Source organism: Rossellomorea sedimentorum, assembly GCF_046237645.1.
Lineage (GTDB): Bacteria > Bacillota > Bacilli > Bacillales > Bacillaceae_B > Rossellomorea > Rossellomorea sedimentorum.
This window is the reverse complement of record NZ_CP143546.1, coordinates 3,184,598-3,210,904: the sequence shown is the minus strand read 5'-3', so window position 1 is coordinate 3,210,904 and position 26,307 is coordinate 3,184,598. Positions and strand designations below refer to the sequence as shown.

At 42.3% G+C, this 26,307-nt stretch carries 25 protein-coding genes and 1 other annotated feature; of the genes, 21 read left to right on the top strand and 4 right to left on the bottom strand.

The window, feature by feature from the left end; all coding sequences use genetic code 11:
• Positions 1 to 413: 413 nt before the first annotated feature.
• From speD to thrS, 8 genes are all read left to right on the top strand, one after another.
• Positions 414 to 794, top strand: a complete 381-nt coding sequence (speD, locus tag V1502_RS15850) for an adenosylmethionine decarboxylase (RefSeq protein WP_006837820.1) — start codon at positions 414 to 416, stop codon at positions 792 to 794.
• 795 nt (positions 795 to 1,589) lie between these two features.
• Positions 1,590 to 1,943 (top strand): cytosolic protein, encoded by a 354-nt coding sequence (locus V1502_RS15845; protein WP_409251593.1) that lies wholly within the window; start codon positions 1,590 to 1,592, stop codon positions 1,941 to 1,943.
• 93 nt (positions 1,944 to 2,036) lie between these two features.
• On the top strand, positions 2,037 to 2,492 hold the full coding sequence (gene nrdR / locus V1502_RS15840) for a transcriptional regulator NrdR (RefSeq protein WP_409251592.1): 456 nt from the start codon (positions 2,037 to 2,039) through the stop codon (positions 2,490 to 2,492).
• A 94-nt stretch (positions 2,493 to 2,586) separates the two neighbouring features.
• On the top strand, positions 2,587 to 3,984 hold the full coding sequence (locus tag V1502_RS15835; RefSeq protein WP_409251591.1) for a replication initiation and membrane attachment family protein: 1,398 nt from the start codon (positions 2,587 to 2,589) through the stop codon (positions 3,982 to 3,984).
• 9 nt (positions 3,985 to 3,993) lie between these two features.
• On the top strand, positions 3,994 to 4,926 hold the full coding sequence (dnaI, locus tag V1502_RS15830) for a primosomal protein DnaI (protein WP_409254371.1): 933 nt from the start codon (positions 3,994 to 3,996) through the stop codon (positions 4,924 to 4,926).
• A 436-nt stretch (positions 4,927 to 5,362) separates the two neighbouring features.
• A complete protein-coding gene (locus tag V1502_RS15825; protein WP_409250759.1) occupies positions 5,363 to 6,541 on the top strand; it encodes an IS256 family transposase in 1,179 nt (392 codons plus the stop codon).
• 625 nt (positions 6,542 to 7,166) lie between these two features.
• Positions 7,167 to 8,027, top strand: a complete 861-nt coding sequence (gene ytxC / locus V1502_RS15820) for a sporulation protein YtxC (RefSeq protein ID WP_409251590.1) — start codon at positions 7,167 to 7,169, stop codon at positions 8,025 to 8,027.
• Positions 8,028 to 8,858: 831 nt separating this feature from the next.
• Entirely contained in the window at positions 8,859 to 10,790 is a 1,932-nt protein-coding gene (gene thrS / locus V1502_RS15815) for a threonine--tRNA ligase (RefSeq protein WP_409251589.1), read from the top strand.
• Between the two features lie 84 nt (positions 10,791 to 10,874).
• Here thrS and V1502_RS15810 read toward each other — a convergent pair whose 3' ends face one another.
• Positions 10,875 to 11,360: a YusW family protein gene (locus V1502_RS15810; RefSeq protein ID WP_409251588.1), complete on the bottom strand. Its 486-nt coding sequence runs from the start codon at positions 11,358 to 11,360 to the stop codon at positions 10,875 to 10,877.
• Between the two features lie 193 nt (positions 11,361 to 11,553).
• Positions 11,554 to 11,687 (top strand) — a sequence feature (ribosomal protein L20 leader region).
• A 39-nt stretch (positions 11,688 to 11,726) separates the two neighbouring features.
• On the opposite strand from V1502_RS15810, the gene infC reads away from it, so the two are divergent.
• From infC to V1502_RS15785, 5 genes are all read left to right on the top strand, one after another.
• Positions 11,727 to 12,296: a translation initiation factor IF-3 gene (infC, locus tag V1502_RS15805; RefSeq protein WP_409251587.1), complete on the top strand. Its 570-nt coding sequence runs from the start codon at positions 11,727 to 11,729 to the stop codon at positions 12,294 to 12,296.
• A gap of 21 nt (positions 12,297 to 12,317) precedes the next feature.
• Positions 12,318 to 12,515, top strand: a complete 198-nt coding sequence (gene rpmI / locus V1502_RS15800) for a 50S ribosomal protein L35 (protein ID WP_409251586.1) — start codon at positions 12,318 to 12,320, stop codon at positions 12,513 to 12,515.
• A 32-nt stretch (positions 12,516 to 12,547) separates the two neighbouring features.
• Positions 12,548 to 12,907 (top strand): 50S ribosomal protein L20, encoded by a 360-nt coding sequence (gene rplT, locus V1502_RS15795; protein WP_409251585.1) that lies wholly within the window; start codon positions 12,548 to 12,550, stop codon positions 12,905 to 12,907.
• A 173-nt stretch (positions 12,908 to 13,080) separates the two neighbouring features.
• Positions 13,081 to 13,368: a DUF1294 domain-containing protein gene (locus V1502_RS15790; protein ID WP_409251584.1), complete on the top strand. Its 288-nt coding sequence runs from the start codon at positions 13,081 to 13,083 to the stop codon at positions 13,366 to 13,368.
• A gap of 76 nt (positions 13,369 to 13,444) precedes the next feature.
• A complete protein-coding gene (locus V1502_RS15785; protein WP_409251583.1) occupies positions 13,445 to 14,017 on the top strand; it encodes a TVP38/TMEM64 family protein in 573 nt (190 codons plus the stop codon).
• Positions 14,018 to 14,031: 14 nt separating this feature from the next.
• On the opposite strand, the gene V1502_RS15780 is transcribed toward V1502_RS15785, so the two are convergent.
• Positions 14,032 to 14,433, bottom strand: coding sequence for a sigma-w pathway protein ysdB (locus tag V1502_RS15780; RefSeq protein ID WP_409251582.1), 402 nt, complete (start codon positions 14,431 to 14,433; stop codon positions 14,032 to 14,034).
• A 375-nt stretch (positions 14,434 to 14,808) separates the two neighbouring features.
• Here V1502_RS15780 and V1502_RS15775 point away from each other — a divergent pair, with 375 nt between their 5' ends.
• Entirely contained in the window at positions 14,809 to 15,297 is a 489-nt protein-coding gene (locus tag V1502_RS15775; RefSeq protein WP_409251581.1) for a dUTP diphosphatase, read from the top strand.
• A 127-nt stretch (positions 15,298 to 15,424) separates the two neighbouring features.
• On the top strand, positions 15,425 to 16,510 hold the full coding sequence (locus tag V1502_RS15770; protein ID WP_409251580.1) for a M42 family metallopeptidase: 1,086 nt from the start codon (positions 15,425 to 15,427) through the stop codon (positions 16,508 to 16,510).
• A 388-nt stretch (positions 16,511 to 16,898) separates the two neighbouring features.
• On the opposite strand, the gene sspI is transcribed toward V1502_RS15770, so the two are convergent.
• Positions 16,899 to 17,108: a small acid-soluble spore protein SspI gene (gene sspI / locus V1502_RS15765; RefSeq protein ID WP_409251579.1), complete on the bottom strand. Its 210-nt coding sequence runs from the start codon at positions 17,106 to 17,108 to the stop codon at positions 16,899 to 16,901.
• 130 nt (positions 17,109 to 17,238) lie between these two features.
• Between sspI and V1502_RS15760 the strand changes: the two genes are divergently transcribed.
• The 3 genes from V1502_RS15760 to pheT all read left to right on the top strand — a co-directional run bounded on the left by V1502_RS15760 (position 17,239) and on the right by pheT (position 21,857).
• Positions 17,239 to 18,024, top strand: a complete 786-nt coding sequence (locus tag V1502_RS15760; RefSeq protein ID WP_409254370.1) for a TrmH family RNA methyltransferase — start codon at positions 17,239 to 17,241, stop codon at positions 18,022 to 18,024.
• A 361-nt stretch (positions 18,025 to 18,385) separates the two neighbouring features.
• On the top strand, positions 18,386 to 19,423 hold the full coding sequence (gene pheS / locus V1502_RS15755; RefSeq protein WP_409251578.1) for a phenylalanine--tRNA ligase subunit alpha: 1,038 nt from the start codon (positions 18,386 to 18,388) through the stop codon (positions 19,421 to 19,423).
• A gap of 19 nt (positions 19,424 to 19,442) precedes the next feature.
• The gene (gene pheT / locus V1502_RS15750) at positions 19,443 to 21,857 is read left to right on the top strand and encodes a phenylalanine--tRNA ligase subunit beta (RefSeq protein WP_409251577.1); all 2,415 of its coding nucleotides are present in this window, start codon (positions 19,443 to 19,445) and stop codon (positions 21,855 to 21,857) included.
• 282 nt (positions 21,858 to 22,139) lie between these two features.
• Here pheT and rnhC read toward each other — a convergent pair whose 3' ends face one another.
• Positions 22,140 to 23,069, bottom strand: coding sequence for a ribonuclease HIII (rnhC, locus tag V1502_RS15745; protein WP_409251576.1), 930 nt, complete (start codon positions 23,067 to 23,069; stop codon positions 22,140 to 22,142).
• A gap of 180 nt (positions 23,070 to 23,249) precedes the next feature.
• On the opposite strand from rnhC, the gene zapA reads away from it, so the two are divergent.
• The 3 genes from zapA to polX all read left to right on the top strand — a co-directional run bounded on the left by zapA (position 23,250) and on the right by polX (position 26,306).
• Entirely contained in the window at positions 23,250 to 23,510 is a 261-nt protein-coding gene (gene zapA, locus V1502_RS15740; RefSeq protein WP_409251575.1) for a cell division protein ZapA, read from the top strand.
• A 7-nt stretch (positions 23,511 to 23,517) separates the two neighbouring features.
• Positions 23,518 to 24,060: a CvpA family protein gene (locus V1502_RS15735; RefSeq protein ID WP_409251574.1), complete on the top strand. Its 543-nt coding sequence runs from the start codon at positions 23,518 to 23,520 to the stop codon at positions 24,058 to 24,060.
• A gap of 524 nt (positions 24,061 to 24,584) precedes the next feature.
• On the top strand, positions 24,585 to 26,306 hold the full coding sequence (gene polX / locus V1502_RS15730) for a DNA polymerase/3'-5' exonuclease PolX (RefSeq protein WP_409251573.1): 1,722 nt from the start codon (positions 24,585 to 24,587) through the stop codon (positions 26,304 to 26,306).
• Position 26,307: the final 1 nt, after the last annotated feature.

Here is a 26,307-nt window from a genome sequence, read left to right as displayed (position 1 = left end):
TATAAGGTCTCCTTTAGACAAAAAATTACCTGTCAAAGCATCGAAAAAACATGCGTAAATCACCTATTAGTAGGGAAAACACAATTTAAGGACCAAGAAACTAACAAGTTAAAGACGGTAGCGGACAAGTTCATAAATGGAGGAATGCTTGTAATAACCTTTTGGAACGCTCATTTCAGGCGCCTTATTCAGGGGGAAACAAAGGCTTAAAAATAATTAATATTTTTTATTGCAAATCTGAAATAAACAAAGTATACTATTTTTCGTGAACTTCTTGAACGCAAATGTAAATATTGTTAACTACTTAAAGGGTTAGGACCTCTTCGGACTAACTTTCCCCCGTGGTAGTTATTATGTTGCCGATGGATAGGTTCATTTTGACGAAAAAAATTATGTCAAAGGGGGAAACAACAATGGAAACAATGGGTAGACATGTAATCTCTGAATTATGGGGTTGCGATTTTGACAAGTTAAATGATGTAAACGAGATTGAAAGAACGTTTGTAGATGCTGCATTGAAATCAGGTGCAGAAGTTCGTGAGGTGGCTTTCCACAAGTTTGCTCCACAAGGTGTAAGCGGAGTGGTTATCATTTCAGAATCTCACTTGACGATCCACAGCTTTCCTGAACATGGTTATGCCAGCATTGATGTATATACTTGCGGTGATCTTGATCCTAATATCGCTGCTGATTATATAGCCGAAGCCTTAAATGCACAAACGCGTGAGAATATTGAATTGCCGCGCGGCATGGGTCCTGTACAAGTGAAACAATCAAAAGTGAATGCACTATAAAAATGACGGAGCCTTCTATAATATAGAAAGGCTCTTTTTTTATTTAGCTTTGTTAGAGAATGATGTTGTTTTATGAATCGCGAAGTCTGATTTCCGCTCCAGGTGCGCGAATCCGCGGGGCGGGCGGTGAGCCTCCTCAGCTTCGCCTGCGGGGTTACGTTCCGGTGGGTACGTAAACTAGGTCTCACCTGTCATCAAAAGTGAAAGCACCCCGTTCAGGCCCGAAAGGCAAAAGTTCCGAAGAGAAGAAAAGGTGAATTTTCCTTTTATTCTCTTCGGGTTATTTGACCCCTAGGGGCTGGGTGCTGGAGCTAGACGACCGCTAATCCCGCAGGAGGTCACTCACCTTCCGCTCCAATCACTGAAAGTTGCTTTTATAACTAAGGGCTGATTAAGTTCAAAGCACCTGTTCAAAATAAAAGAAATAGAATTAAAACAACCTTAAACAATATTCCGCATAGGAAGCCTGAATCACAATGCCATTAACTAACAAAGCCTTTTATTTAGGAAAAACCAGCAATATCCAAGTCATCTGCCGAACCTGGTCCATAACCCAGCTCCTTGTTCCCCTTAACCCCAAAAATGAGTTTTGCAACTTCATAGGTTTAAAGGAAAGCAGACGAGAGGTGGTACTGTCGCTGTTTTAAAAGGGAATGCTTTTTTTAAGAGGTGAAATTCGGTACAATAAGAGAAGGAATGTATTTTCGGAACATATCAAAGGGTCTCTGTCGATGAAGGGGTGAGACTCAAATAAAAGATCGCGAGGGAAGAAGCTTGGGAGTATTTTCATCCATAATGACCATATTTAAATCTGATATAGAAACATCTGATTCCACTCCTGAAAAAGAACTCAAAACCCGTTATTATAAATCTGCACAGGATAAGGTTTTTCAAGCCGTACTGGACTTATTTTCATCCCATGAATATAGAGTGGTCGCAGAGTCAAGGGAACGCGGAGAAATCACTGTGGAGCAGAGCGGATTTCCAGGTTATTTTATCGTGGTGACGGCTATTAATGTTGCCCCGTTCGAATCTGCCGTTGATTTTAAAATCAGTGCTGAGAAGAAGGTGCCAGGCACTTATTCAAAAATGAAGCAAAAAATCACTTCTTATTACCAAGTATTGGACACCAGGCTGAAAAGGGCATAAATTCCATCTTGTGAATATAGGCTGAGTTTTATATGATTTATATATAATAAAAACGAAAGTCCGACTGTTATAAAGATTATCGGAGCTGATATTATGAAATGTCCATCATGCAAATATAATGGAACCAGAGTTGTGGATTCACGTCCGGTTGATGAAGGCCGCTCGATTAGAAGAAGGCGGGAATGCGAGAAGTGTTCATACAGATTCACGACCTTTGAAAAAGTGGAAGAGTATCCTCTCATTGTCGTAAAAAAAGAAGGGACACGTGAAGAGTTCAGCCGCGAAAAAATGCTGCGGGGCCTTATCAAAGCGTGTGAAAAGCGCCCTGTTTCCCTTGATACACTGGACAGCATTACAGGAGATATAGAGAAAGAATTAAGGAACGAAGGTTCATCAGAGATTCAATCGGAAAAAATCGGTGAACTAGTGATGGACAGGCTGGCGAAAGTAGACGAAGTGGCTTATGTTCGTTTTGCTTCCGTGTACCGTCAGTTTAAAGATATCAATGTGTTTATTGATGAATTAAAAGATCTGATAAAAAAAGACTAATTGTGTTTGAGCTGAGGGACTACTTGGCTCTTTTTCTCTTTGGTTCAAAGCATCACTGGAAGTCAGCGTTTACGGAAAGGTAAGGGAGATTAGAATGATGAATCATTGGAATAAAATTCAGCCTGTCGACAGGTATACTGTCTGTTTAAATGGGATCATCCAGGGTTATGAACAGAAAGCAGTCACCTTCTTATACCAGCCATTGATAGGGCCGGTATGCTACAGTCTGTATATGACACTTTTGAACGAGGTGGAGGAGTACAGGTTGAATTCGGAGCAGTCTTCACACTACCACCTGATGAACTTTCTTTCTTCCAACCTGCCGGAAATCTATGAAGCCAGACTCAAGTTGGAAGGGATTGGACTGTTGAAGACCTATGTGAAACAGGAAGGAGATCCGCGGGAATTCATCTATGAAGTTCAGCCTCCGTTATCTCCGCAACAATTTTTTACAGATGGAATGCTGAATGTCTATCTCTTCCGTAAAATAGGTAAAACGCACTTTAACCGTTTGAAGAAATTTTTCTGTGATGATAAAACGGACTTTTCTCACTATCAAGAGGTCACCCGATCGTTTCAGGATGTTTATACATCAAGCCAGACCATCAATCTGCTTGATGAAGAGGCAGAGAAGGCAAGTGCGTTAGGGGCACATGAAAAATTCACAGATCCCGGTAATTCTGCTGGAGTGCCTGTGGATACCATTGATTTTGATTTTGACCTGCTGCTTGCGGGCCTTTCACAGAACATGGTGCCAAGGCGTGCATTTACACCTCGAGTGAAAGAGACAGTAGCCAAACTAAGCTGTTTATACAGTATTGATCCGCTGCAAATGAAAAATGTAATCTTGAGTGCATTGACGGAAGATGATGATATAAATATTGAGGAATTGCGAAAAGCGGCTAGGGATTGGTATCAGTTGCGGCATGCAGGTGATTCTCTCCCCGACCTTCAGCCTAAAATTACACAGAACGCACCATCTCCCAGAAAACAACCGGAATCCAAAGAAGAAAAGCTGATTGAGTATTTGGAAACCACATCTCCCAAAGAGGTGCTTAAAGACATCTCTGGCGGCATAGAACCGGCCAAAAGCGATTTAAAGGCTATTGAAGAAGTCATGATTTCTAAAAAACTTTCCACTGGCGTCACCAATGTCCTTCTGCAATATGTCTTGTTGAAGACCGACATGAAGCTGACCAAAGGATACTTGGAGAAAATTGCTTCCCACTGGGTCCGGAAAAAGGTTTCTACTGCTCAGGAAGCTATGGACCTGGCAAAAAAAGAACATCGTCAGTATCTTGATTGGGCGGAAGGCAAAAAAGAAAATACGAAGAAGAGTTACAACAAAAAGCCAGTTCGTACGGAAAAGCTGCCTGATTGGTTTGATGAAAAAACGGCATCCAAAAAAGAAAGTGATCCTGCTCAAAGCAGTTCTGACTTTGAAGAACAGAAACGAAAACTCGAAGAAAAATTGAAGAAATACCGAAAGTAGGTGGAGAAGATAGAACCGATCAATAACACTCTGAAAAAGCTTGCTCGCTCCCAGTCTTTTAAAGAAAGATATGAGAAGATGAGACAGGAGATCATGCAGGACGATTATGTGAAACATTTCATTGAAAAGAATCAAGGGACTGTCACCAAAACGATGGTGGATAACAGTATGATGAAACTTTATGAATACATTACACAGAGCAAACAATGTGTAGATTGTCCAAGCCTCGCTCAATGTAAGAACATGATGAAAGGATTTGATCCTCATTTAGTCATACGAGGGAATATGATTGATATCGAGTATCATGTCTGTCCAAGGAAAGAGATGGAGGATGAGAAAAGAAAGTCAGAGAAGCTCATTAAGAGCCTCTATGTGCCGAAGGATATCCTCCAGGCGTCATTTTCCACCATTGATCTTGACTCGCCAGGGAGGCTGGAAGCGGTTGATCTCGCCAATGAGTTTGTCGAGAATTATGAAGCCGGAAGAACCCAGAAAGGGCTGTATCTGCACGGTAAATTCGGGGTCGGGAAATCTTATCTTCTGGGAGCCATAGCAAACCAGCTGGCAGAGAAGAAGGTTGCTTCCCTCCTTGTGTATATGCCCGAGTTCGTCCGTGAAATGAAACAGTCTCTCAATGATCATTCAATGGATGAAAAACTGGATGCTGTAAAAAAGGCACCTGTGTTGATGCTTGACGACATCGGGGCAGAAACCATGTCCAGCTGGGTGAGGGATGAAATCCTCGGTACGATTTTGCAGTACAGAATGCTCGAGAATCTGCCAACCTTCTTCACCTCGAACTTTGATTATGAAGGGCTTAAGCATCACCTCACCTATTCTCAACGTGGAGAAGAGGAAAAGATGAAAGCGGCCAGGATCATGGAAAGAATCAAGTACCTGACAAGACCGGTCCTTCTGGATGGGATCAATAGGAGAGAGTAGAAGCAGGAGGTCCCTGCTTCTTCTTTTGATCTTTTCGCTTTTTCAGCAGTTCCAAGCTCCTTGGAGATAACAGGTTTCGTGCGTTCCCCTGCATTATAAACCGGGATCTTATCAGAGATTCCACTCTACATGTCCTGATAACTCCATTTGCGGGCCGACATTAGCTCGAAAAGCCCCTCTCACTGGCCCGATTATGTTGTGTACGGTCCAACATCAGCTCAGAATCACCCTTTCAATGGCCCAATAACTCCATTTACGGGCCAACATCAGCTCAGAATCACCCTCTCAATGGCCCAATAACTTCATTTGCGGGCCAACATCTCTTCAAAAACAGATAAAGTCCATATAATTGTGTAAATAAAAAAGGTCATCTTTCATGACCCATGTTAAAATGTTTTCGACCAAAAAAACAAACCAAACATGGAGGTATGAAAAGATGACCCAATTAAATATTACTATAAACTTAGAAGATCTTAAAGCTAAGATTGAAAGCAGTCCCTTAGAATCACCTGTTAAAGCTTCTTTATCATTGATACTGAATGGCTTAATGGAAAAAGAAAGAGATGAATATATAAATGCTCTTCCGCATGAGCGCTCTGAAGATAGAAAAGGCTACCGGAATGGTTACTATGAACGTGAGTTAATATCTCCTTCTGGAACATTAAAATTGAAAGTTCCCCGCACAAGAGATGGGGAATTTTCTACCACTGTATTTATGAAGTATCAACGCTGCGAACAGGCTCTTATTCTGTCCATGATGGAGATGGTTGTCAACGGGGTGTCAACCCGAAAAGTGACTAAGATTGTTGAACAACTATGTGGGAAAGGAGTTTCAAAGTCTTTTGTCTCTGAGTTAACAAAATCTTTAGATCCCATTGTAAATGAATGGAGAAACCGTCCTCTAAACACAATGTACTTTCCGTACTTATATGTGGATGCTATGTACATAAAAGTTCGGGAGAACGATAAGGTTGTTTCAAAAGGAGTTCATGTTGCGTGTGCTGTTAATGAAGAAGGCCACAGGGAAATAATCGGTCTCCAAGTTACTCATGGAGAATCTTTGGAAAGCTGGACAACCTTTTTTACTCATTTGAAATCTAGAGGCCTTCAGTCTCCTAAGATGGTCATTTCTGATGCCCATGCTGGATTAGTCAGTGCTATTAAGCAATCTTTCTTAGGAACTTCCTGGCAAAGATGTACTTTCCATTTTATAAGAAACATCTCGGACGCCCTACCCAAGAAAAACACGGAGGAGATTAGGCAGGAGCTTAAGGATATCTTCAGAACCTCTCAGCTTTCCCAAGCAAGAAAATTAAAAGAAGAATTTATGGTTAAGTATCAAGAAACGAAGAAGTTCCAAAAAGCTCTTCAAGTATTAGATGAGGGATTTGAGGACTCCATTCAATATCATGCTCACGAAATGAGACATCATGTTCACTTAAGAACCACCAATATGCTTGAACGACAAAACAGAGAAATCCGCAGAAGGGAAAAAGTAATCTCCATCTTTCCCAACGATCAATCTGCCATACGAATCATTGGATCAGTACTCATGGATATTGAAGAAGAGTGGAAGAAACAAAAACCTTATTTGCGTAATTTGAAAATGCAATAAAAGATCCAGAAAAAAGTCAAAAAAATATTCAGTCTGGTGGAGGGGCTCCCCGCCCCTCCACCAGACTGAATATTCAAATAATAAGCAAACAATGATAATTATCTTTGGTCGTTAAACATATTTACACACTAATAGGGACTTGACACAAAAACACCCTCTCACTGGCCCGATTATGTTGTTTACGGGCCAACATCAGCTCAGAATGACCCTCTCAATGGCCCGTTTATGTTGTTTACGGGCCAACATCAGCTCAGAATCACCCTCTCAATGGCCCAATAACTTCATTTACGGCCCAACATCTCCTCAAAAAGACTCTCGCAACGGCCCGTGTATTTACGTAGCCAGTTCAAATTCAAAGTTTATACAAACTGTTTAGCGAAAGGTTGTTTCTCAACTTTTCATTAACCTGGATTCACTATCTCAAAGGGAATTTTTAATAACATGGAAACGAAGACTAACCTAACGCCCCGTGGAGTCCCATGGCTGCAGCGTTAATCACTGTTCTTCCAATAGATACAACAAGGCTTATACGCTTTTTAAATGAAAATCGGACTAGTCACTTCTAATTTGTCCCAGCTCCCCATATATATAAAGCAGGGATTTGGCTTTAAAGGGGGGAGCGAATTTGTTTGAATTGATTTTCAAACAAAATGGAGACGCAAAAAATCTCCAAAAGTTCTTAGAAAAAGAATCGTGCGACACTATGCTTCACGAAACTCTTTTTCAAAATCAAAATCATTATATTGTTTCAATAAACAAGCAGGAAAATAAACAAGTCATCTTAGATGGACTGTTCAGGTTCATTATGAATATAAAGCGTCTAGAGTGGGCCGCTTATATTTTATCAGAATACTTTCTTTTTAAAGATCCGCATGAGCAGGAGCAGATACTGATGATTACGGGTGAAATGCTTACGGGGGAAAGGGATGAATTAACCTGCTTGCTGAACGAGTGGGATGAAACAGCCTTCTTGATGGATAACCTGGAACCTTTACTTGAAAGTGAGGAACCTGTTCATTTTGATTCTTTTGTGAAATTCCGGCTGAAAGCTCTTTATGAAAGAATGATTTTGTATGTAGAGAAGGCTATAGACGAATATAAGCTGGAACAGGATTACCAGATGTTTGTCCAAATGCTGAGGGACTATCTGGCTAGCAAAAACGATCAGCAGCAAACCATTCATTTATATTTTTCAAGCTGCGACTTATTGTTCTTTAACGCAGAATTGAGAGAAATGAAACGAAACGAATTGTTCAGCATTGTGGATAAGCGGTTGTTGACCAATCACCCTGTCTACGTTGATTCTTATACGATTGCCCCTTTGCTTTCTATGGCACCGAAGATGATTAATGTATATTGTGCTGAACCAGAGTTGAAGCTGATCCGTACAATTCAAAACATATTCGAGGAACGTGTCAGGATTCTGCCTTTATCAGCATTTCCGGGGACTGTTCAAACAGACATCCGTGACGCCGCAAATGAATAGCAATTTTTACAGTGATCCGCTTGATTTTCCTCATCTAACCGACTATAATAACCTACATATTAACTTCATATATTAAGGTTTTGATGAGGACAACAGTATTCAAAAACGGTTTACAGAGAGGGAAGCATTGGCTGGAACTTCCTACCGCGATTGAAATACTTACCACCTCTGAACTTCAACTATGAACACGAACGAGCGAAATCGACGCAGAAATTCGCCGCGACCGCCCCTTCCCTGACGAACGAGAAGCAAGAAGTTCAAGGAGATGAGGGAGAGAGGCCCGGAGCGTATCTGGATATACGTGAGGAGCCGAACGAGCGAAATCGACGCAGAAATTCGCCGCGACCGCCCCTTCCCTGACGAACGAGAAGCAAGAAGTTCAAGGAGAAGAGGGAGAGAGGCCCGGAGCGTATTTTGATATACGTGAGGAGCCGAGTGAGCGAAATCGACGCAGAAATTCGCCGCTTATCGTTCGTCAGTATTGGTTGACGGCAGCAGCCGTTATATGATCCGGAGTCATTTGTGTTTTTTATTTATAAACAAATGAGAAGTTGGGTGGAACCACGAGACCATATCAATAAAACCTCGTCCCTTCATTTTTTGAAGGGATGGGGTTTTTTATTTTTTTAGGCAGTTGTTTCTGAAGAAATGTAATCTTAACAATTTCTTATTTACAATCTTATGCCGCAGAGGTGGTTGGGCAGAAGGTGTGACACTTCCTGAGGGATACCGGGACGTCCAGCTCCAGGACCTAACTGCTTACTTTTAAAACAGCCGCAATGTTCCAGCCGCTAAGTTCATGCAATTAATCATATTAAGGAGGAAAATACTATGTCAGAAGCATTGAAAATCACTTTTCCTGATGGAAACGTAAAGGAATTTCCTCAGGGAACAACAACTGAAGAGATTGCTTCTTCCATCAGCCCGGGCCTGAAGAAAAAAGCGCTGGCAGGGAAAATCAATGGAAATCTTGTAGACTTAAGAACACCTATCAAAGAGGATGGTGCCATTGAAATTGTGACACCTGACCATGAGGATGCCTTAGAAGTCCTTCGCCATAGTACTGCCCACTTGATGGCACAAGCGATTAAGAGACTTTATCCTGATGCTAAGTTAGGGATCGGTCCGGTAATTGAAGGCGGATTCTATTACGATATCGATTCAGAACATAGCATCACATCCGAGGATCTGCCAAAAATTGAAAAAGAGATGAAAAAAATCTCTGAATCAAACATTGAGGTCATCCGAAAAGATGTCAGCCGTGATGAGGCGCAGAAAATGTACGAAGAAATTGGAGATGAATATAAACTTGAACTTCTGGAAGCGATTCCTGAAGGCGAGCAGGTTTCCATCTATGAGCAAGGTGACTTTTATGACCTATGCCGGGGAATCCACGTTCCATCGACAGGTAAAATTAAAGAGTTCAAACTACTGAGTGTGGCCGGGGCTTACTGGCGCGGAAACAGCGATAATAAAATGCTGCAGCGTATCTACGGTACAGCATTCTTTAAGAAAGAAGATCTAAAAGAGCATTTACGTCTTCTTGAGGAAGCAAAAGAACGTGATCACCGCAAAATCGGTAAAGAACTTAATCTGTTCATGAACTCACAAAAAGTTGGACAAGGACTGCCGATGTGGCTGCCAAAAGGTGCGACCATCCGCCGCATCATCGAGCGCTATATTGTCGATAAAGAAGAAAAGCTTGGTTATGACCACGTCTATACTCCGGTGATGGGAAGTGTGGATCTCTACAAAACAAGCGGACACTGGGATCATTATCAAGAGAACATGTTCCCTGTAATGGACATGGACAATGAGCAGTTGGTGCTTCGTCCAATGAACTGCCCGCACCATATGATGATTTACAAGAACAGCATTCACAGCTACCGTGAACTGCCGATCCGTATTGCGGAACTGGGCACGATGCACCGTTATGAAATGTCTGGTGCGCTTTCAGGGTTGCAGCGTGTCAGAGGGATGACACTGAACGATGCCCATCTATTTGTGCGTCCTGACCAAATCAAAGAAGAATTCAAACGTGTTGTCCGTTTGGTTCTTGAAGTGTATAAGGACTTCGATCTTAACGATTATTCCTTCAGGCTTTCGTACCGTGATCCTCAGGATACAGAAAAGTATTTTGATGATGATGAAATGTGGGAAAGAGCCCAAAAAATGCTGAAAGAAGCAATGGATGAAATGGAAATCGACTACTTCGAGGCAGAAGGTGAAGCGGCATTCTACGGCCCTAAACTGGATGTCCAGGTAAAAACGGCACTAGGAAAAGAAGAAACACTTTCAACTGTTCAGCTGGACTTCCTGCTTCCTGAGCGCTTCGACCTGACGTATATCGGGGAAGACGGAAAACACCATCGCCCGGTCGTTATCCACCGTGGAGTAGTGTCAACAATGGAGCGCTTTGTCGCATTCCTGATTGAAGAATACAAAGGCGCATTCCCGACTTGGCTCGCTCCTGTACAGGTTCAGGTCATCCCTGTTTCTCCTGATGTGCATTTTGATTATGCGAAAAAGGTGCAAGAAGACCTCCAGGCGAAGGGCCTCCGTGTAGAGCTCGACAGCCGCGATGAAAAGATCGGATACAAAATCCGTGAAGCCCAGATGAGTAAGATACCATATATGCTCGTTGTCGGTGATAATGAAATTCAAGAAGAAGCCGTTAATGTGAGAAAATATGGTGAGCAAAAATCTGAAACAGTCTCACTTTCCGATTTCATTCAAAAAGTAACGGATGAAGTGAATAGATAATACAAAAAGCCGGTCCTCTAATGGGAGCCGGCTTTTTTGATTAAAAAATATAGCAGCCAACCCTATGATTGGCTGCCGCACATATTAATTATTTTCTGCTTCAAATTCTATCGTTTCTCCGTTACTCATATCAATGTCGACTTCCATAAACTCAAAGTCTTCCCTCAGGTTGAACCCTTCTACAAGTTGTGAAACAATTTCCTCTTGATCAGTGGTTTCGTCAAAGGTAAGTTGTTCCGTGAAGATAGGATAAAGGATTTCAAACGCCTGAGCACCGTCATGCTCTTCGCCATTGATATTGTCGTCGAGGCTGGCTTCAAGTCCGTCATCTTCTTTCTCATATTCAACCTGATACGCTGTTTCGATCATATCAGGGTATTCCACATTGATTTCAAAGTAATTAAATTTGATGCCTTCAGCGCGGTCATCTGTGAACTCTTCATTGTCAGTTGTTTCTTCCTGCATGTCTGTCACTGTCTCCTGGTTACCTGCCGCTTCTTCATCACCTGTACAGGCGCCAAGAAAAACGGACATTGATATTGCGGACAACACTGTAAATGTTTTTTTCATGGGGTTCGTCCTCCTCTGTTATAATAAACTGTATTATTCTATTTCACGTTCATTATCTTTTGAAACATTTTTGAAAAAAACTATTGCAGTTCGATGGATTCTTTGATAAGATAATTCTTGTTGCAAAAGAAAGCGATCATTTGACAGTGTATTACTGATTATGATATAGTACTAAGGTAATTGAATACAGTTTGCGGTAAAGAAGGAGCTACCCGCTTCTCACCTGATTGACGCACTAGGCAGTTGGCAGGTTTTACGAAATGTACTTAATGACGTTTAACGTCTTATTAATGCGGGTGTGCTTTGCACCGGCATTTTTTTATGGCTTAAAACAATAAACATTCATGCCCTGCAGGTATTTGCTCTATGCTGATCTTGCCCAAACGCCGTATTCTTAATAAACCTTGGAGGTGGCTGACTATTAGCAAAGACATGTTCGTTAACGAAGGCATACGCGCTCGTGAAGTCCGTTTGATTGATCAAAATGGAGAGCAGCTTGGAATTAAATCCAAAAATGAAGCATTAGAAATCGCTGGACGTGTGAATCTTGATCTTGTTTTGGTTGCTCCGAATGCAAAACCACCGGTTGCTCGTATCATGGACCATGGTAAGTATAAGTTCGAGCAGCAAAAGAAAGAGAAAGAAGCTCGTAAAAACCAGAAAGTCATCAATTTGAAAGAGGTTCGCCTGAGCCCTACTATTGAAGAACATGACTTTAACACGAAACTTCGTAATGCTCGCAAGTTCCTTGAAAAAGGAGATAAAGTAAAAGCTTCTATCCGTTTTAAAGGCCGTGCCATTACTCATAAAGAAATCGGCCAACGCGTATTGGATCGTTTCTCTGAAGCATGCAAAGACATTTCTACAGTAGAATCGAAGCCAAAGATGGAAGGACGCAGTATGTTCTTGGTATTAGCACCAACTAATGAAAAGTAATGGATCGAGGAGGAATTTCAAATGCCAAAAATGAAAACTCACCGCGGCTCAGCTAAGCGTTTTAAAAAGACAGGTTCTGGAAAGTTAAAACGTTCTCATGCTTACACAAGCCACTTATTCGCTAACAAATCTCAGAAGCAAAAGCGTAAGCTACGCAAAGGCGCAGTTGTTTCTGCAGGTGATTTCAAACGCATTCGTCACATGCTTGACAACCTATAATATCGGATTTACCACACTAGGAGGGAAATAATATGCCACGTGTAAAAGGCGGTACAGTAACTCGCAGACGTCGCAAAAGAGTTCTTAAATTAGCAAAAGGATTTTTCGGATCAAAACATACATTATACAAAGTAGCTAACCAGCAGGTTATGAAATCTTACATGTATGCTTACCGTGATCGTCGCCAGAAAAAGCGCGACTTCCGTAAGCTTTGGATCACTCGTATCAATGCAGCTGCTCGTATGAACGGTCTTTCTTACAGCCGCATGATGCATGGTCTTAAACTTGCAGGTATCGAAGTAAACCGTAAGATGCTTGCTGATCTTGCTGTAAACGACGAAAAAGCATTTGCTCAATTAGCAGAAGCTGCAAAAGCTCAAAACAACAAGTAATTTGTTGAGAAAGCCATTCTCGTTGGAGAATGGCTTTTTTGTATGTTTTTTTTGAAGTATGATAAATAGTTGAGTACCGTTTTGAAATAAAACGGACTCTTCCAACGGGTATGGACCAAATTTCACTTATACTATTAGTAAACTATCAATTAATGAAACGAGGCGTAAAATCAATGAGCACACCACTGGCACTCCTTCTTGCTTACTTTATTATTCTTAACCTGTTGGGATTTATCATGATGGGAAATGACAAGGTCAGGGCCCGACAGCAAAAATACAGAATCAAAGAAAGTTCCATTTGGAAGGTTGCTTTTCTCGGAGGGGCAGTCGGCTGCTATGCAGGAATGAAAACATACCGTCACAAAACCAAGCATGCCATTTTTAAGTACGGTCTCCCGGGATTAGCGGCAGTGGAACTGGTCGCCTATGCCGGACTGGCTTTCCTGATGATCCAGAGCTAAGAATAGCTTGAAGCTTTGTTCTAACTGCTCGTACCCTTGTATATGCTGTAGTAAGCTGTAGAAATGAGGTGGGAGCATGGACGAGAGGTATGCCTTTGTATTTGCCTTCATTGAATCAAGCGGATGGCTGGCTCCCCTCGCATTCATTTTATTTCATATTCTCAGGCAGTTTATTTTTATTCCGGTTGTATTCGTATGCATAGTCGGGGGAATCTTATTTGGAAGTGTCTTCGGGACGATTTACTCCCTTATTGGATTGACACTGTTATCTGCCGGGTCCTTTTTTATCTTAAAAATGCTCCCGAATCTGAATCAAAAACTTTTAGACTTAAAACAAAAGTGGTTTGGACATGGAGCTGTCCTGACGGTAGGACAAATAGCTGTGTTAAGACTGATCCCGTTCGTTCATTATCAGCTGCTCAATGTTTGTTTGATGGAGAGAAAGCCGGCGTTGGGAGAATACTTGAAAAGTTCGTTCCTGGCCAACTTGCCGCTTGCCTTTTTTTACACGGTGTTTGGGGAGTTCATTTCCGAATTTACCCCAAGTATCATTCTGTTGATTTTATTAGGACTGTGTATTCTGTTTTATACGTTGAGGGAAAAGGTGAGAATCATCAAGTGGCGTGAATTTTTTCACCAGCCATCATAAAAAGCCGAAAATGGTTATTCCATTTCCGGCTTCTTTTTTTTGTCTATAAATTCTTTTAACGGGCTCTTCCAATCAATCGAGGCGTTAGGGTATCTTTCCAATATTTCAGTTTCCACATATTTCAAATCTTCATAACTGATTCCTTTTAATGAATTTGAGTTTTCCACCCATACAAAAATGGAGACCACATCAAATGCCCGGTCGGTGGTTCCGAGATATTTCTCCCCTTGAAACAGCACCCCTTTATAAGTGACCAGAAAGTTTTTTCGAACGTTTTCCTGGTCATCTAAAAAATAAAACTTCTTCTGTTCCATTGCAAGTTCCAGCTTGCGCTTGGGATTCACAATGTATTTAAAAGCACGGTATAATAAGTAAATGATGAGAACAAAAATTACCATTCTAATAAGAATCAGCACAATTAACCCTCCAGACAGTCAGACAGCGTATGACATTAACTCTCTCTACGATTGAGTCGGAAAAAAGTTTCATTATTTCATAAAAAAATGAAACTTTTTTAGGCTCTTTCTAAAACTTTGTTGCTATTCTCTATAAAATTCAAGAGAAATAACCCTATTTCACAGGAATTATCTTGGTAAACAAGAAAGAAATGAGCCATTCACCCTGTTCAGTTAGATAAGCCATTGTACCTGAGGGGAAAATCCAGCACTTTGAATTTTCCGATAGCAACAATCTATAAGAAAATAGCTTTTTTAAAAACCACATTCAGTATGGTATAGTATTCGGTGCGATATACAGTTTTATGAGGATAAATGGGAAAGGAAGCTGTGACCATGAATATAAATGAATTATTTGAAATGCAAAGAGAACTCGATTCCTTCATTGAAAAAGAACATGGGTTGGAGGAGAGAGATCTCTTTCATGAGAAGATACTGGCACTTCTGGTGGAAGTCGGAGAACTTGCAAATGAGACGAGATGTTTCAAGTTCTGGAGTACAAAGCCGTCGTCTGAAAAAGATACTATACTCGAGGAATTTGTGGATGGCGTGCATTTTATTTTATCACTTGGAATCTACTTAGGCATCCGGCACTTTGAGCTTAGAGAGGCCAATTATATTGAAAAAGATGTCACCAAACAATTCATAGAAATATATAATTCTATCAATGGGTTGTTGTCGAAGAAGTCGGTTACAGAGTATGACCAGCTTGTGCATCAATATTTCTACTTAGGTGAGCTTCTTGGTTTTACACAGGAAGATGTGGTGCGGGCTTATAGGCAGAAAAATGAAGTGAATTACAAGAGGCAGCAGGAAGGGTACTGAGGGATATTATGGGGGAAATGAGGAAACCTAGTAATACCGGCCGTCTTTAAAGTATATATTTTTGAATATATTCAGATAATTTGATACTATTGTTAGTGGTACATAAAAATATTAGGGGGTCGAAATAATGGCGAAATTAGACGAAACACTAAGCATGCTGAAAGATCTTACAGATGCTAAAGGTGTGCCAGGGAATGAACGCGAAGCAAGAGATGTAATGAAGAAATACATAGAACCTTTCGCTGACGAAATTACAACGGATAACTTAGGAAGCTTGATTGCCAAAAAAGTCGGAGATGAAAACGGTCCGAAAATCATGGTGGCAGGACATCTTGATGAAGTAGGCTTCATGATTACTCAGATCGATGACAAAGGGTTTCTTCGCTTCCAAACAGTCGGCGGCTGGTGGTCGCAGGTCATGCTGGCTCAGCGTGTGACAATTGTAACGAAAAAAGGTGACATCACAGGTGTGATTGGTTCCAAACCGCCTCACATCCTGCCTCCGGAAGCACGCAAAAAACCGGTTGATATCAAAGACATGTTCATTGATATCGGAGCTTCAAGCCGTGAAGAAGCCCAAGAGTGGGGTGTAAAGCCAGGAGACATGGTTGTTCCTTACTTTGAATTCACGGTCATGAATAATGAAAAGATGCTATTGGCCAAAGCCTGGGATAACCGCATTGGCTGTGCGATTGCCATCGATGTTCTAAAAGGATTGAAAGGTGAAAACCATCCAAACGTAGTATATGGCGTTGGAACAGTGCAGGAAGAAGTCGGCCTTCGCGGAGCAAGGACTTCTGCTGCCAAAATCAAGCCTGATATCGCATTCGGTGTCGATGTAGGTATTGCGGGAGACACTCCTGGCATTTCTGAAAAAGAAGCTCAAAGTAAAATGGGTGAAGGCCCTCAGATCATTCTTTATGATGCATCAATGGTTTCGCATAAAGGGTTGCGTGATTTCGTCACAGACATTGCTGACGAAAACAACATCCCTTACCAATTCGATGCCATTGCAGGCGGTGGAACAGACTCAGGTGCGATCCACTTGACGGCTAACGGTGTCCCTGCATTGTCCATTACCATTGCGACTCGCTACATTCACTCTCATGCAGCGATGCTTCACCGTGATGACTACGAAAATGCTGTTAAATTGATTACTGAAGTCATTAAGCGTCTTGATAAAGATACAGTCGCTAAAATTACATTTGATTGATAAGTTTTGAAAGAGACTCCATGCGGGGGTCTCTTTTTTTGATGTTTACAATCTATAGGAAGGAATTGTATCATCCTGCTATTGGCAGGGGACATCCTGAAAGGCGTCTTGCTGAGAGAGGTGTGATAACTATTTATGTAGGTGATTAGACAAGTTTGCTGATCTTACATACAAAAAAGAAGAAGATATGTAGGTAATTAGCCGAAATTTGCAAACTTGGATACCAAAAGACCGTGAATATGTAGGTGACTAGTTCATTTCCACAATTCTTCATACAAAAGTCCGCTGCTCTCTATCAAAGTTTTCCCCAACAGGGCGAGCATCTTATATTTGATACCAATTTCTATTAGACAAAAATAAAAGCGGATGCCCCAAGCATCCGCTTTTATTACTTATTCAAACCTTCTTCGATTGTTTCAAGCAGCATCTTTTGCTCTTGTGGATCCGCAGTGTTCCAGAACACTTCTAACAGAACACCCAGACCAGGCAATGTTTTTTCTTCTCCGCCCTGAATAGCATCTACAATTGTGTCTTTTAACTGATCTTGGTTATTTCCGGATACATTATGGATAATCGCATTACGTAAGTTTAAGCCCATTTTAAACGCTCCTTTTCCTTATAGTAATGGTTTCTTGGATATCTTCTCCTCTCTTGACGTTTATTATGTATGAAATGTGAGGTATAATGTAAATTCGAAAGCGGCTTAGAAGGAAGAAGCTGCTGCTAAAATTGTTCACAAGGAGATACTGACTGTGAAATACGTTCAATCTGCAAAAAATCCGCAAGTGAAGCAATGGAAAAAGCTGCATACAAAAAAAGAGCGTGAACGCTCAGGTACATATATGGTCGAAGGGTTTCACCTTGTAGAAGAAGCGCTGAAATATGATGGTGTGGTGATTGAGGTTCTTGTAAAAGAAGGAGTCGATTTGCCTTCACTCTGGAATATGGCTGGGGTCTCTGTCATCGTCCTGTCTGATGATGCAGCCAAAGCGGTTTCAGCCACTGAAACAAGCCAGGGGGTTTTTGCTGTCTGTCATCAACGTGAAGAAGAAATTGATGAATTAAAAGGAAAGACCTTTCTGATGCTGGATGAAGTCCAAGATCCAGGGAACCTTGGGACCATCATCAGGACAGCGGATGCTGCAGGAATGGATATGATCATCCTTGGAGAGGGAACAGCGGATCTATACAATCCAAAGGTGCTGCGTTCTGCCCAGGGGAGTCATTTTCACCTGCCGATCGTTAAAGGAAATCTCTCAAGCTGGGTCGGCCGCTTAAAAACTGAAGGAATTCCGGTTTACGGTACAGCACTGGAGAACAGTTCTGCATACCATAATGTAACCAGTACAGAATCTTTTGCCCTCATCCTCGGAAATGAAGGGAATGGTGTGTCTCCATCGATTTTGGATTCCACCGACCAGAATCTTTATGTCCCGATTTACGGGAAGGCTGAGTCCTTGAATGTAGCCATAGCTGCCGGCATTTTAATGTATCATTTAAAAAAGGCGCAGTAATTTTACAAAAAGGTTTGAAAACAGCCGAAATGTTTTCTATAATAGATGGCACATATGTGAAAAACAATGATAGAGAAAAGTAGCATGTTGTAACCATTACAGGGAGAGGATACCTGGACTGAGAGTACCCTCATGGACAGCATTGTGAACATTCACCTCTTGAGTTGGCATCGGGACCGTTTCCATTGGAAACCGAAAGATGCCCCGGCGAAAAGCCGTTATCCCAATGAAGAGAACGCAAGGCTATTCCTTGTGTTTTAATAAGGGTGGTACCGCGACGATAACCTCGTCCCTTGATAGGGAGGAGGTTTTTTTGTTGTTAAAAATAAATGACCAAAATGTTCTAAGGAGGCCAATTTGCATGGAAGCAAAATTAAAGCAGTTGCAAGAAGAAGCTCTAGAGAAAATTGAAGCAGCAGAAGGGCTGAAAGAGCTCAACGATATCCGTGTTGCTTATCTTGGGAAAAAAGGACCTATCACAGAAGTATTAAAAGGGATGGGCAAGCTTTCTGCCGAGGAGCGTCCGAAAATGGGGGCTCTCGCAAACGAAGTACGTGCGGCAGTCACAGAACGACTTGAAGAGAAGAATGAGAAGCTTGAAAAGGAAGCGGTCAACAAGAAACTTGCTTCGGAAACCATTGATGTAACCCTTCCTGGCAGACCTGTTAGAAAGGGAAGCAAGCATCCTCTAACAAAAATCGTAGAAGAAATTGAAGATTTGTTCATCGGCATGGGATACAGCATTGCCGAAGGACCTGAAGTGGAAACGGATTTCTATAATTTTGAGGCATTGAACCTGCCAAAAGGGCATCCGGCAAGAGATATGCAGGACTCTTTCTACATTACAGAAGAAACTTTACTTAGAACCCATACTTCTCCGGTACAGGCCAGAACTATGGAGAAGCACCAAGGAAAGGGACCGATCAAAGTTATTTGCCCTGGAAAGGTGTATCGCCGTGACAATGATGACGCGACACATTCTCATCAGTTCATGCAAATCGAAGGACTTGTCATTGGGGAAAACATCCGTATGAGTGATTTAAAAGGAACTTTGCAGGTGTTTGCGAAGAAAATGTTCGGCGAGGACAGGGAAATCCGCCTGCGCCCAAGCTTCTTCCCATTTACAGAGCCATCTGTTGAAATGGACATCACGTGCAAGATGTGCGGCGGTGAAGGCTGCAGCGTATGTAAAGGAACCGGCTGGATCGAAATCCTTGGCGGTGGAATGGTCCACCCCAACGTACTCGAAATGTCCGGGTTCGATTCTAAAAAATACACTGGTTTCGCTTTCGGCATGGGACCTGAGCGTATCGCCATGCTGAAATACGGCATCGATGATATCCGTCACTTCTATACAGACGATATTCGTTTCTTAAACCAATTTCAAACACAAGAATAGAGAATAAGGAGGCAGAAAAATGTTTGTTTCATATAAATGGCTGCAGGATTATGTGGATCTATCCGGCATCAATCCTGAAGAACTGGCTGAAAAAATCACCCGCAGCGGAATTGAAGTCGAGGGTGTCGAAGTAATCGGGAAAGAAATTAAAAACGTTGTAGTAGGGCATGTTTTGGAATGCGAGCCTCATCCGGATGCAGATAAACTGAACAAATGTCAGGTTGATGTTGGAGAAGAGGAACCTGTTCAAATCATTTGCGGTGCTCCCAATGTAGCGGCAGGACAGAAAGTGCCTGTAGCAAAAGTCGGAGCCGTGCTGCCGGGGAATTTTAAAATCAAGAAAGCGAAACTTCGCGGCCAGGCATCTCATGGTATGATTTGTTCCCTGCAGGAGCTTGGTGTCGAAGGTAAGCTTGTGCCAAAAGAACATGCAGAAGGAATTTATGTATTTGCCAATGATACAGAAGTCGGTTCTGATGCGGTAGCGGAGTTGAACTTGGATGATAGCATCCTTGAACTAGGGTTGACACCGAACAGAGCAGATGCCATGAGCATGCTGGGGGTCGCTTATGAAGTGGCAGCAATCCTTGGCCGTGATGTTAAAAAACCTGAAATCAAAGTGGAAGAATCTTCTGAAAAAGCTTCCGACTACATTTCAGTGATGGTGGATGCCCCGGAAGATAACCCGCTTTATGTGGCCAAAGTCATTAAAAACATAAAAATTGGACCTTCTCCAATGTGGATGCAGAACCGTCTGATAGCATCGGGAATCAGACCGCACAACAATGTTGTGGATATTACCAACTACATCCTTTTGGAATACGGCCAGCCTCTTCATGCGTTTGATTATGACCGTTTGGGCTCCAAGGAGATCCTTGTAAGAAGAGCGGAACAGGGCGAAATGATTGTCACGCTGGATGACGAAGAAAGAAAATTGGATGAGAAGCATCTAGTCATCACGAATGGTACAGAACCTATTGCTTTGGCTGGTGTCATGGGGGGAGCCAACTCTGAAGTTGGTCAGGATACCACGACTGTTTTACTTGAATCAGCGTACTTTGCTGGCGGAGTCATTCGTACAGCGTCTAAGGATCATGGACTTCGCAGCGAAGCGAGCTCGCGTTATGAAAAAGGAGTCGATCCAAACCGTGTAAGGGAAGCGGCAGAAAGAGCGGTTTCCTTGATGGCTCAATTTGCAGGCGGTGAAGTCCTGGAGGGTTCCGTCACAGTCGACACATTAAAAGTGGAGCCTGCTGTCGTGACAATTACCTTGGATAAAATCAATTCAGTCCTTGGTACCGATATCAGTGCTGAGGATGTCGAATCCATTTTCCGACGCCTTCAATTTGAAGTGTCCGTTTCGGATAATGAGTTCCAAGTAACGGTCCCTACTAGAAGAGGCGACATTACTATCGAAGAAGACCTTCTCGAAGAAGTGGCAAGGCTGTATGGATACGACAATTTACCGCTGACACTTCCTGAAGGGGATGCAACTGCTGGAAGCCTGACGCCGTTCCAGATCAAACGCCGTGCAACGCGTCGCAATCTTGAAGGTTCCGGCTTGATGCAAGCCATCACTTATTCCTTGACGAATGATACAAAGGCAGGACAGTTTGCGCTTCATAAACGCGAGCCGATCCGTCTGATCATGCCGATGAGTGAAGAACGAAGCAATCTTCGACTAAGCATCATCCCGCAATTGCTTGAAGCATTGTCTTACAACAGTGCCCGTCAAAATGATTCCCTTGCATTCTATGAAGTCGGTTCTGTCTTCTTGAAAGAAGAAGATCAGGAGCTTCCTTCTGAACATGAACATATTGCGGGTGCAGTCACTGGATTATGGAACAGCCATCCGTGGCAGGGAGAAAAGAAGCCGGTTGATTTCTTCGTGGTGAAAGGAATACTTGAAGGGTTGTTTGAGGAGCTCGGTGTATCCGAACACATCAGCTTCCGTCAAGCTGAACTCGATGGCATGCATCCGGGCCGAACGGCAGAAATCCTTTTGGATGATAGAGTAATCGGATTTGCCGGACAGGTACACCCTGATGTTCAAAAAGACATGGACCTGAATGAGACCTACGTTTTTGAGGTCGAAGCAGCCCCAATATTCAATTATGATTTGCCGGCCCTGCAATATACACCTATTCCGAGATATCCATCCATCACAAGAGATATAGCCCTTGTGGTTGATCAGGAAGTCAATGCAGGTGAGTTGAAGACCATCATAAAAGAAGCAGGCGGCAAGCTGCTGAAAGAGGTTTCCATCTTTGACCTGTACCAAGGCGAGCATATGGAGCCAGGCAAAAAGTCACTTGCCTATTCACTGAAATATTTTGACCCTGCGCGCACATTGACTGATGATGAAGTCGTCAAAGCGCATAACAAAGTCCTGGAAGCGGTGAAGGCGAAAGCTGGAGCTGAGTTGAGAGGATAGTATAGCTTAGTGTAATAAAAACCACCCCCGCAGCTAGTTTGCGGAGGTGGTTTTTGTGTCTAATCCAGGGTGTTTACTTCTGTAGCCAGAGTTCTATCAACAAGTTTTCATGCTCTATTAATAACTTTTTAAGTTCTATTAACAACTTTGCAGCTTCTATTAACAAGTTTGGTCATTCTATCAGTAAGGTTCCTGCTTCTATTAACAACTGAGGATTATTTCTTCTTGCGTCATCGAGTTTTACAGAGTTCAGCTGTAAAATCGGCGTACATGTCTCCCAATTCATCCCCGCGCCAGCTTCTGCGCTTTATCGCTGTTAGCAAAATGCCACTTTGTAATTTTTTTTAATTCTGCGGCACCTGACGTGCGGATAATCCTTGCTCCAGCAACATCGACCTGCTTGCCGGCTCCTTTAGGGAGGGTAAATCCTGCCTCTTCACTCAATTTATCCATTTCTTTTACAAAGGCATAGCGTGCCAGGATGGAAGCTGCCGCCACAGACAGATGTACGCTTTCACCTTTTGTGCTGAAGAGAACGTTTTCTCTGTGAATCTCTTTTTGGCCTGCTAAATATTTATAGTAGGTATTTTCCTCGGCAAACTGATCAATCAGGACGGCTTCTGGTTTCTCCGGAGCGATTTTTTGGAGGAGGTTTAAGATTGCCCTGTTATGGAGCAGCGCCTTGATTTTCCCCTGAGACATTCCCTTTTCCTGCAGGTTATTATACTTTTCGTTATGACAAACAAGCAGGCTGTAGGGAATGACGGAAAGCAGGTCCTTTGCGATGGATGTTATTTTCTCATCGTTCAGGTTTTTGGAATCTCTGACACCCAGCTCTTTTAGGAGGGGAATCTGTTCTTTTCTCACATATGCCGCAACGACGGTAATGGGGCCGAAGAAGTCTCCTGTTCCAACTTCGTCTGAGCCGATGAGTGACATTTCCGCAATGTTCGCCGGCAATCTTGGATTGGTTTTGGATTTGCTGTTTTTTGAAGGGGCGCTGGCTTGAGCAGTTCCCCATTTTTGGGATTCTTCCTGTCCGCTTCCTCCCTGAAAAAGGACCTTTCCTGATCGGTAAGCGGTTATGGTGCATCCAGGTACTTTGGCGGTAAAGACAGAACCAGGAGGCATTTTGTCCTGAAGAGAGTTTTTATAATATGCTTTCATTTCGTTAATTTTTGCAGTGGTGCATTGTAAGACGGTGTTTGCCACATAGCCCATTCCCTTCTAGAAAAAAGTGTTCATATGTATGTTCGAACTTAAATCATATCAAACTTTGATTGCTTTTAGAATTGTTAACAAATATAGACTGAAAATGACAAATTCTTTCCCATTCTAAATATTTTCATGTTATGATAATGTTTAGGATTCTTATGATAGGGGGCTTTCGTGTTGTCTCAAGAACAAAAAAACCGCACCACTGTAGATATATATGGGACGCAATATGTTATTGTAGGCACTGAATCTACAAGTCATATCCGCCTTGTGGCTTCCCTGGTTGATGAGAAAATGAGAGAGATCAGCTCCGTGAATCCTTCCCTGGATAAAAGCAAGCTTGCAGTACTCACAGCCGTGAATACGCTTCATGACAACCTTAAGCTGAAAGAGTACTGTGAAAGTCTGGAAGAAGAATTAAAAAAATTAAAGGATTGAAAATACTATGCTTGATTTAGCACTATTGATTATCCTCATTTTCGGATTCTTTGTCGGATTGAGGAGAGGGTTTATCCTTCAGCTTGTACATATGACAGGTTTTATTATTTCTTTTATCATTGCCTATATTTATTATGAGCAGCTGGCACCCAAGTTAACATTATGGATTCCATTCCCTGTGCTTGATGAGGAATCTGCACTGAACATGCTGTTTGAAGCAACCAATCTGGATCAATCTTATTATCGGGTCATTGCATTTGCCATCATATTTTTTGCTGCCCGGATACTGTTTCAAATCATCGGTTCCATGCTCGATTTCCTTGCACACCTGCCGATCCTTAAGCAGCTCAATGTGTTTGGCGGAGGAATACTGGGATTTATTGAAATTTATATTATTGTCTTCATTCTTTTATATATTGCGGCCTTGCTGCCAATCGCCATGGTTCAGACGTTACTGAATGATTCAGTGCTTGCTGAATTCATGATTACACATACACCGGTTTTATCTGATCTCGTACAAGACTGGTGGATCAATTTCGTTTCAGAATGAATAGCTTATATAAGGGACTGGCCGGAACTATTGGGGCCGGTCTTTTTTGTATATAGCCTATGCCTATTTTCAAGAGGCTCTTCAATCTCATATGATGGTTTTTGCAATAGTCTAAGCGATTCCGCGGGGGATGAAAAAACTCAAGCGGGGTTCAATAACCTACGGATTAGAGCTATGTACGAGAGACAGGAGACCCTATGACTGTAGTGAGTTAATGCTCGTGTCTTTAAAAAGCTGCTCTTGATACAAGAGTTGGTAGTTTTAAGAGAAGTTATGTACAAAGATATGAGTTTTACTCCAAGAAATGGCGATTGTAAGAGGGAACGGATCTGGTACTGGGGGTAAAAGGCGTTCAGTAGGTGCGTATTCCTAAACCGCCAATGCCGCAGGAAGTGTGCACCCTGCCTTTAATCTTTATATTTTTCCTTTTACACAGGTATTCTGATAGTATTAATGTTGGAGGCTGAAAAGCGCCTCGTAGACAAATACATTACTCTGAAAAATCTACATAAGAGGGTGATCGAATGACTGTGAATAAGAAAAATATTATTAAATTACTAGAAACGATTGCTATATATATGGAATTGAAAGGTGAAAACACATTCAAGGTCTCGGCTTTCCGTAAAGCGGCAAACGCGCTTGAGACGGATGACAGAAGCCTGAATGAAATTGATTCATTTACGGCGATCAATGGAATTGGTAAAGGCACGGCCGCGGTCATTGAAGAGTATATATCCGATGGCAAATCGAGTGTGCTTGAAGAGCTGCAGAAGGAGGTCCCAGAAGGGCTCGTACCTCTTTTGAAGTTGCCTGGTCTTGGTGGAAAGAAGATAGCCAAGCTTTATCAAGAATTGGATGTAACGAATATGGAAGATTTAAAGAACGTCTGTGAGGCAGGGAAGGTCTCTACTCTATCAGGCTTCGGCAAAAAGACGGAAGAGAAAATCCTTGCTGCAATCGAGAATGCGGGTTCCCAGCCGGAAAGACTTCCAATCGCGTATATGCTCCCGGTTGCCGAGAAAATTGAAGAAGCCCTGTCAGGAATGAAAGGGATAAAAGAATTTTCCCGTGCCGGCAGCTTGAGAAGGATGAGAGAAACAGTCAAGGACCTTGATTTCATCATCGCCGTTGAAGATGTTCAAGCCGTTAAGGAGCAAATCATGAACCTTCCGGATATCAAAGAGTCATCAGCAGCCGGTGATACGAAGATATCACTGATCTTCCGTTATGAATGGGAAGTATCAGTTGATTTCAGGCTGGTGAAACCGGATGAATATGCAACAGCTCTTCATCACTTTACAGGCTCGAAGGATCATAATGTCCGAATGAGACAGATTGCCAAAGATAGAGGAGAAAAGATCAGTGAATACGGAGTGGAAAACGCGGAAACGGGTGAAATGACCACCTTCCGCTCTGAAGAGGAATTCTTTGATCATTTCGGGCTTCCCTGGATCCCGCCTGAATTAAGAGAAGACGGCAGGGAAATCGAACACTATTCGAAAGACTACGGACTAATAGAATTGAAGGACATCAAGGGCGACCTGCATATGCATTCCACCTGGACGGATGGGGCCTATTCCTTGGAAGAGATGATTGAAGCGTGCAGAAAAAAAGGGTATAAATACATGGCCTTTACTGATCACTCTCAATATTTGAAAGTTGCCAACGGTCTCACTGCTGAAAGGTTGTTAAAGCAGCGGGATGAGATCCGCAAGTTGAATGATAAATATGACGATATTACGATTCTGTCAGGAATAGAAATGGATATTCTGCCTGATGGGACACTGGATTATGAAGATGAGGTCCTGGAGCAGATGGATCTCGTCATCGCCTCTATCCACTCAAGTTTTTCGCAGTCCAGGGAAAAAATCATGGAACGCATGAAAACGGCATTAAAGAATGCTCATGTTGATATCATCGCCCATCCGACGGGAAGAATCATCGGCCAAAGGGAAGGCTACGATGTAGATGTGGATATGCTTATTGAACTGGCAAAAGAAACAGGTACTGCCCTTGAATTGAACGCCAATCCCAACAGACTGGATCTTTCCTCCGAAAATATCAAGAAGGCAGTGGAAGCAGGGGTCAGGATTGTCATCAATACAGATGCCCACAGCATCGATCATCTTGAATTTATGGAAGTCGGAGTCGGTGCAGCAAGAAAAGGGTGGGTAACAGCAGATTCTGTCATTAATACGTATGATAGTGATGGTTTGCTGAAATTTTTAAAAAGAAACGATGGATAGT

Bases quoted from the DNA above. Each gene is read 5' to 3' on its own strand.
- speD (WP_006837820.1), top strand. From the start codon at position 414: ATGGAAACAATGGGTAGACATGTAATCTCTGAATTATGGGGTTGCGAT.
- V1502_RS15845 (WP_409251593.1), top strand. From the start codon at position 1,590: ATGACCATATTTAAATCTGATATAGAAACATCTGATTCCACTCCTGAA.
- nrdR (WP_409251592.1), top strand. From the start codon at position 2,037: ATGAAATGTCCATCATGCAAATATAATGGAACCAGAGTTGTGGATTCA.
- V1502_RS15835 (WP_409251591.1), top strand. From the start codon at position 2,587: ATGATGAATCATTGGAATAAAATTCAGCCTGTCGACAGGTATACTGTC.
- V1502_RS15825 (WP_409250759.1), top strand. From the start codon at position 5,363: ATGACCCAATTAAATATTACTATAAACTTAGAAGATCTTAAAGCTAAG.
- thrS (WP_409251589.1), top strand. From the start codon at position 8,859: ATGTCAGAAGCATTGAAAATCACTTTTCCTGATGGAAACGTAAAGGAA.
- V1502_RS15810 (WP_409251588.1), bottom strand. From the start codon at position 11,360: ATGAAAAAAACATTTACAGTGTTGTCCGCAATATCAATGTCCGTTTTT.
- infC (WP_409251587.1), top strand. From the start codon at position 11,727: ATGCTGATCTTGCCCAAACGCCGTATTCTTAATAAACCTTGGAGGTGG.
- rpmI (WP_409251586.1), top strand. From the start codon at position 12,318: ATGCCAAAAATGAAAACTCACCGCGGCTCAGCTAAGCGTTTTAAAAAG.
- rplT (WP_409251585.1), top strand. From the start codon at position 12,548: ATGCCACGTGTAAAAGGCGGTACAGTAACTCGCAGACGTCGCAAAAGA.
- V1502_RS15790 (WP_409251584.1), top strand. From the start codon at position 13,081: ATGAGCACACCACTGGCACTCCTTCTTGCTTACTTTATTATTCTTAAC.
- V1502_RS15785 (WP_409251583.1), top strand. From the start codon at position 13,445: ATGGACGAGAGGTATGCCTTTGTATTTGCCTTCATTGAATCAAGCGGA.
- V1502_RS15775 (WP_409251581.1), top strand. From the start codon at position 14,809: ATGAATATAAATGAATTATTTGAAATGCAAAGAGAACTCGATTCCTTC.
- V1502_RS15770 (WP_409251580.1), top strand. From the start codon at position 15,425: ATGGCGAAATTAGACGAAACACTAAGCATGCTGAAAGATCTTACAGAT.
- sspI (WP_409251579.1), bottom strand. From the start codon at position 17,108: ATGGGCTTAAACTTACGTAATGCGATTATCCATAATGTATCCGGAAAT.
- pheS (WP_409251578.1), top strand. From the start codon at position 18,386: ATGGAAGCAAAATTAAAGCAGTTGCAAGAAGAAGCTCTAGAGAAAATT.
- pheT (WP_409251577.1), top strand. From the start codon at position 19,443: ATGTTTGTTTCATATAAATGGCTGCAGGATTATGTGGATCTATCCGGC.
- V1502_RS15735 (WP_409251574.1), top strand. From the start codon at position 23,518: ATGCTTGATTTAGCACTATTGATTATCCTCATTTTCGGATTCTTTGTC.
- polX (WP_409251573.1), top strand. From the start codon at position 24,585: ATGACTGTGAATAAGAAAAATATTATTAAATTACTAGAAACGATTGCT.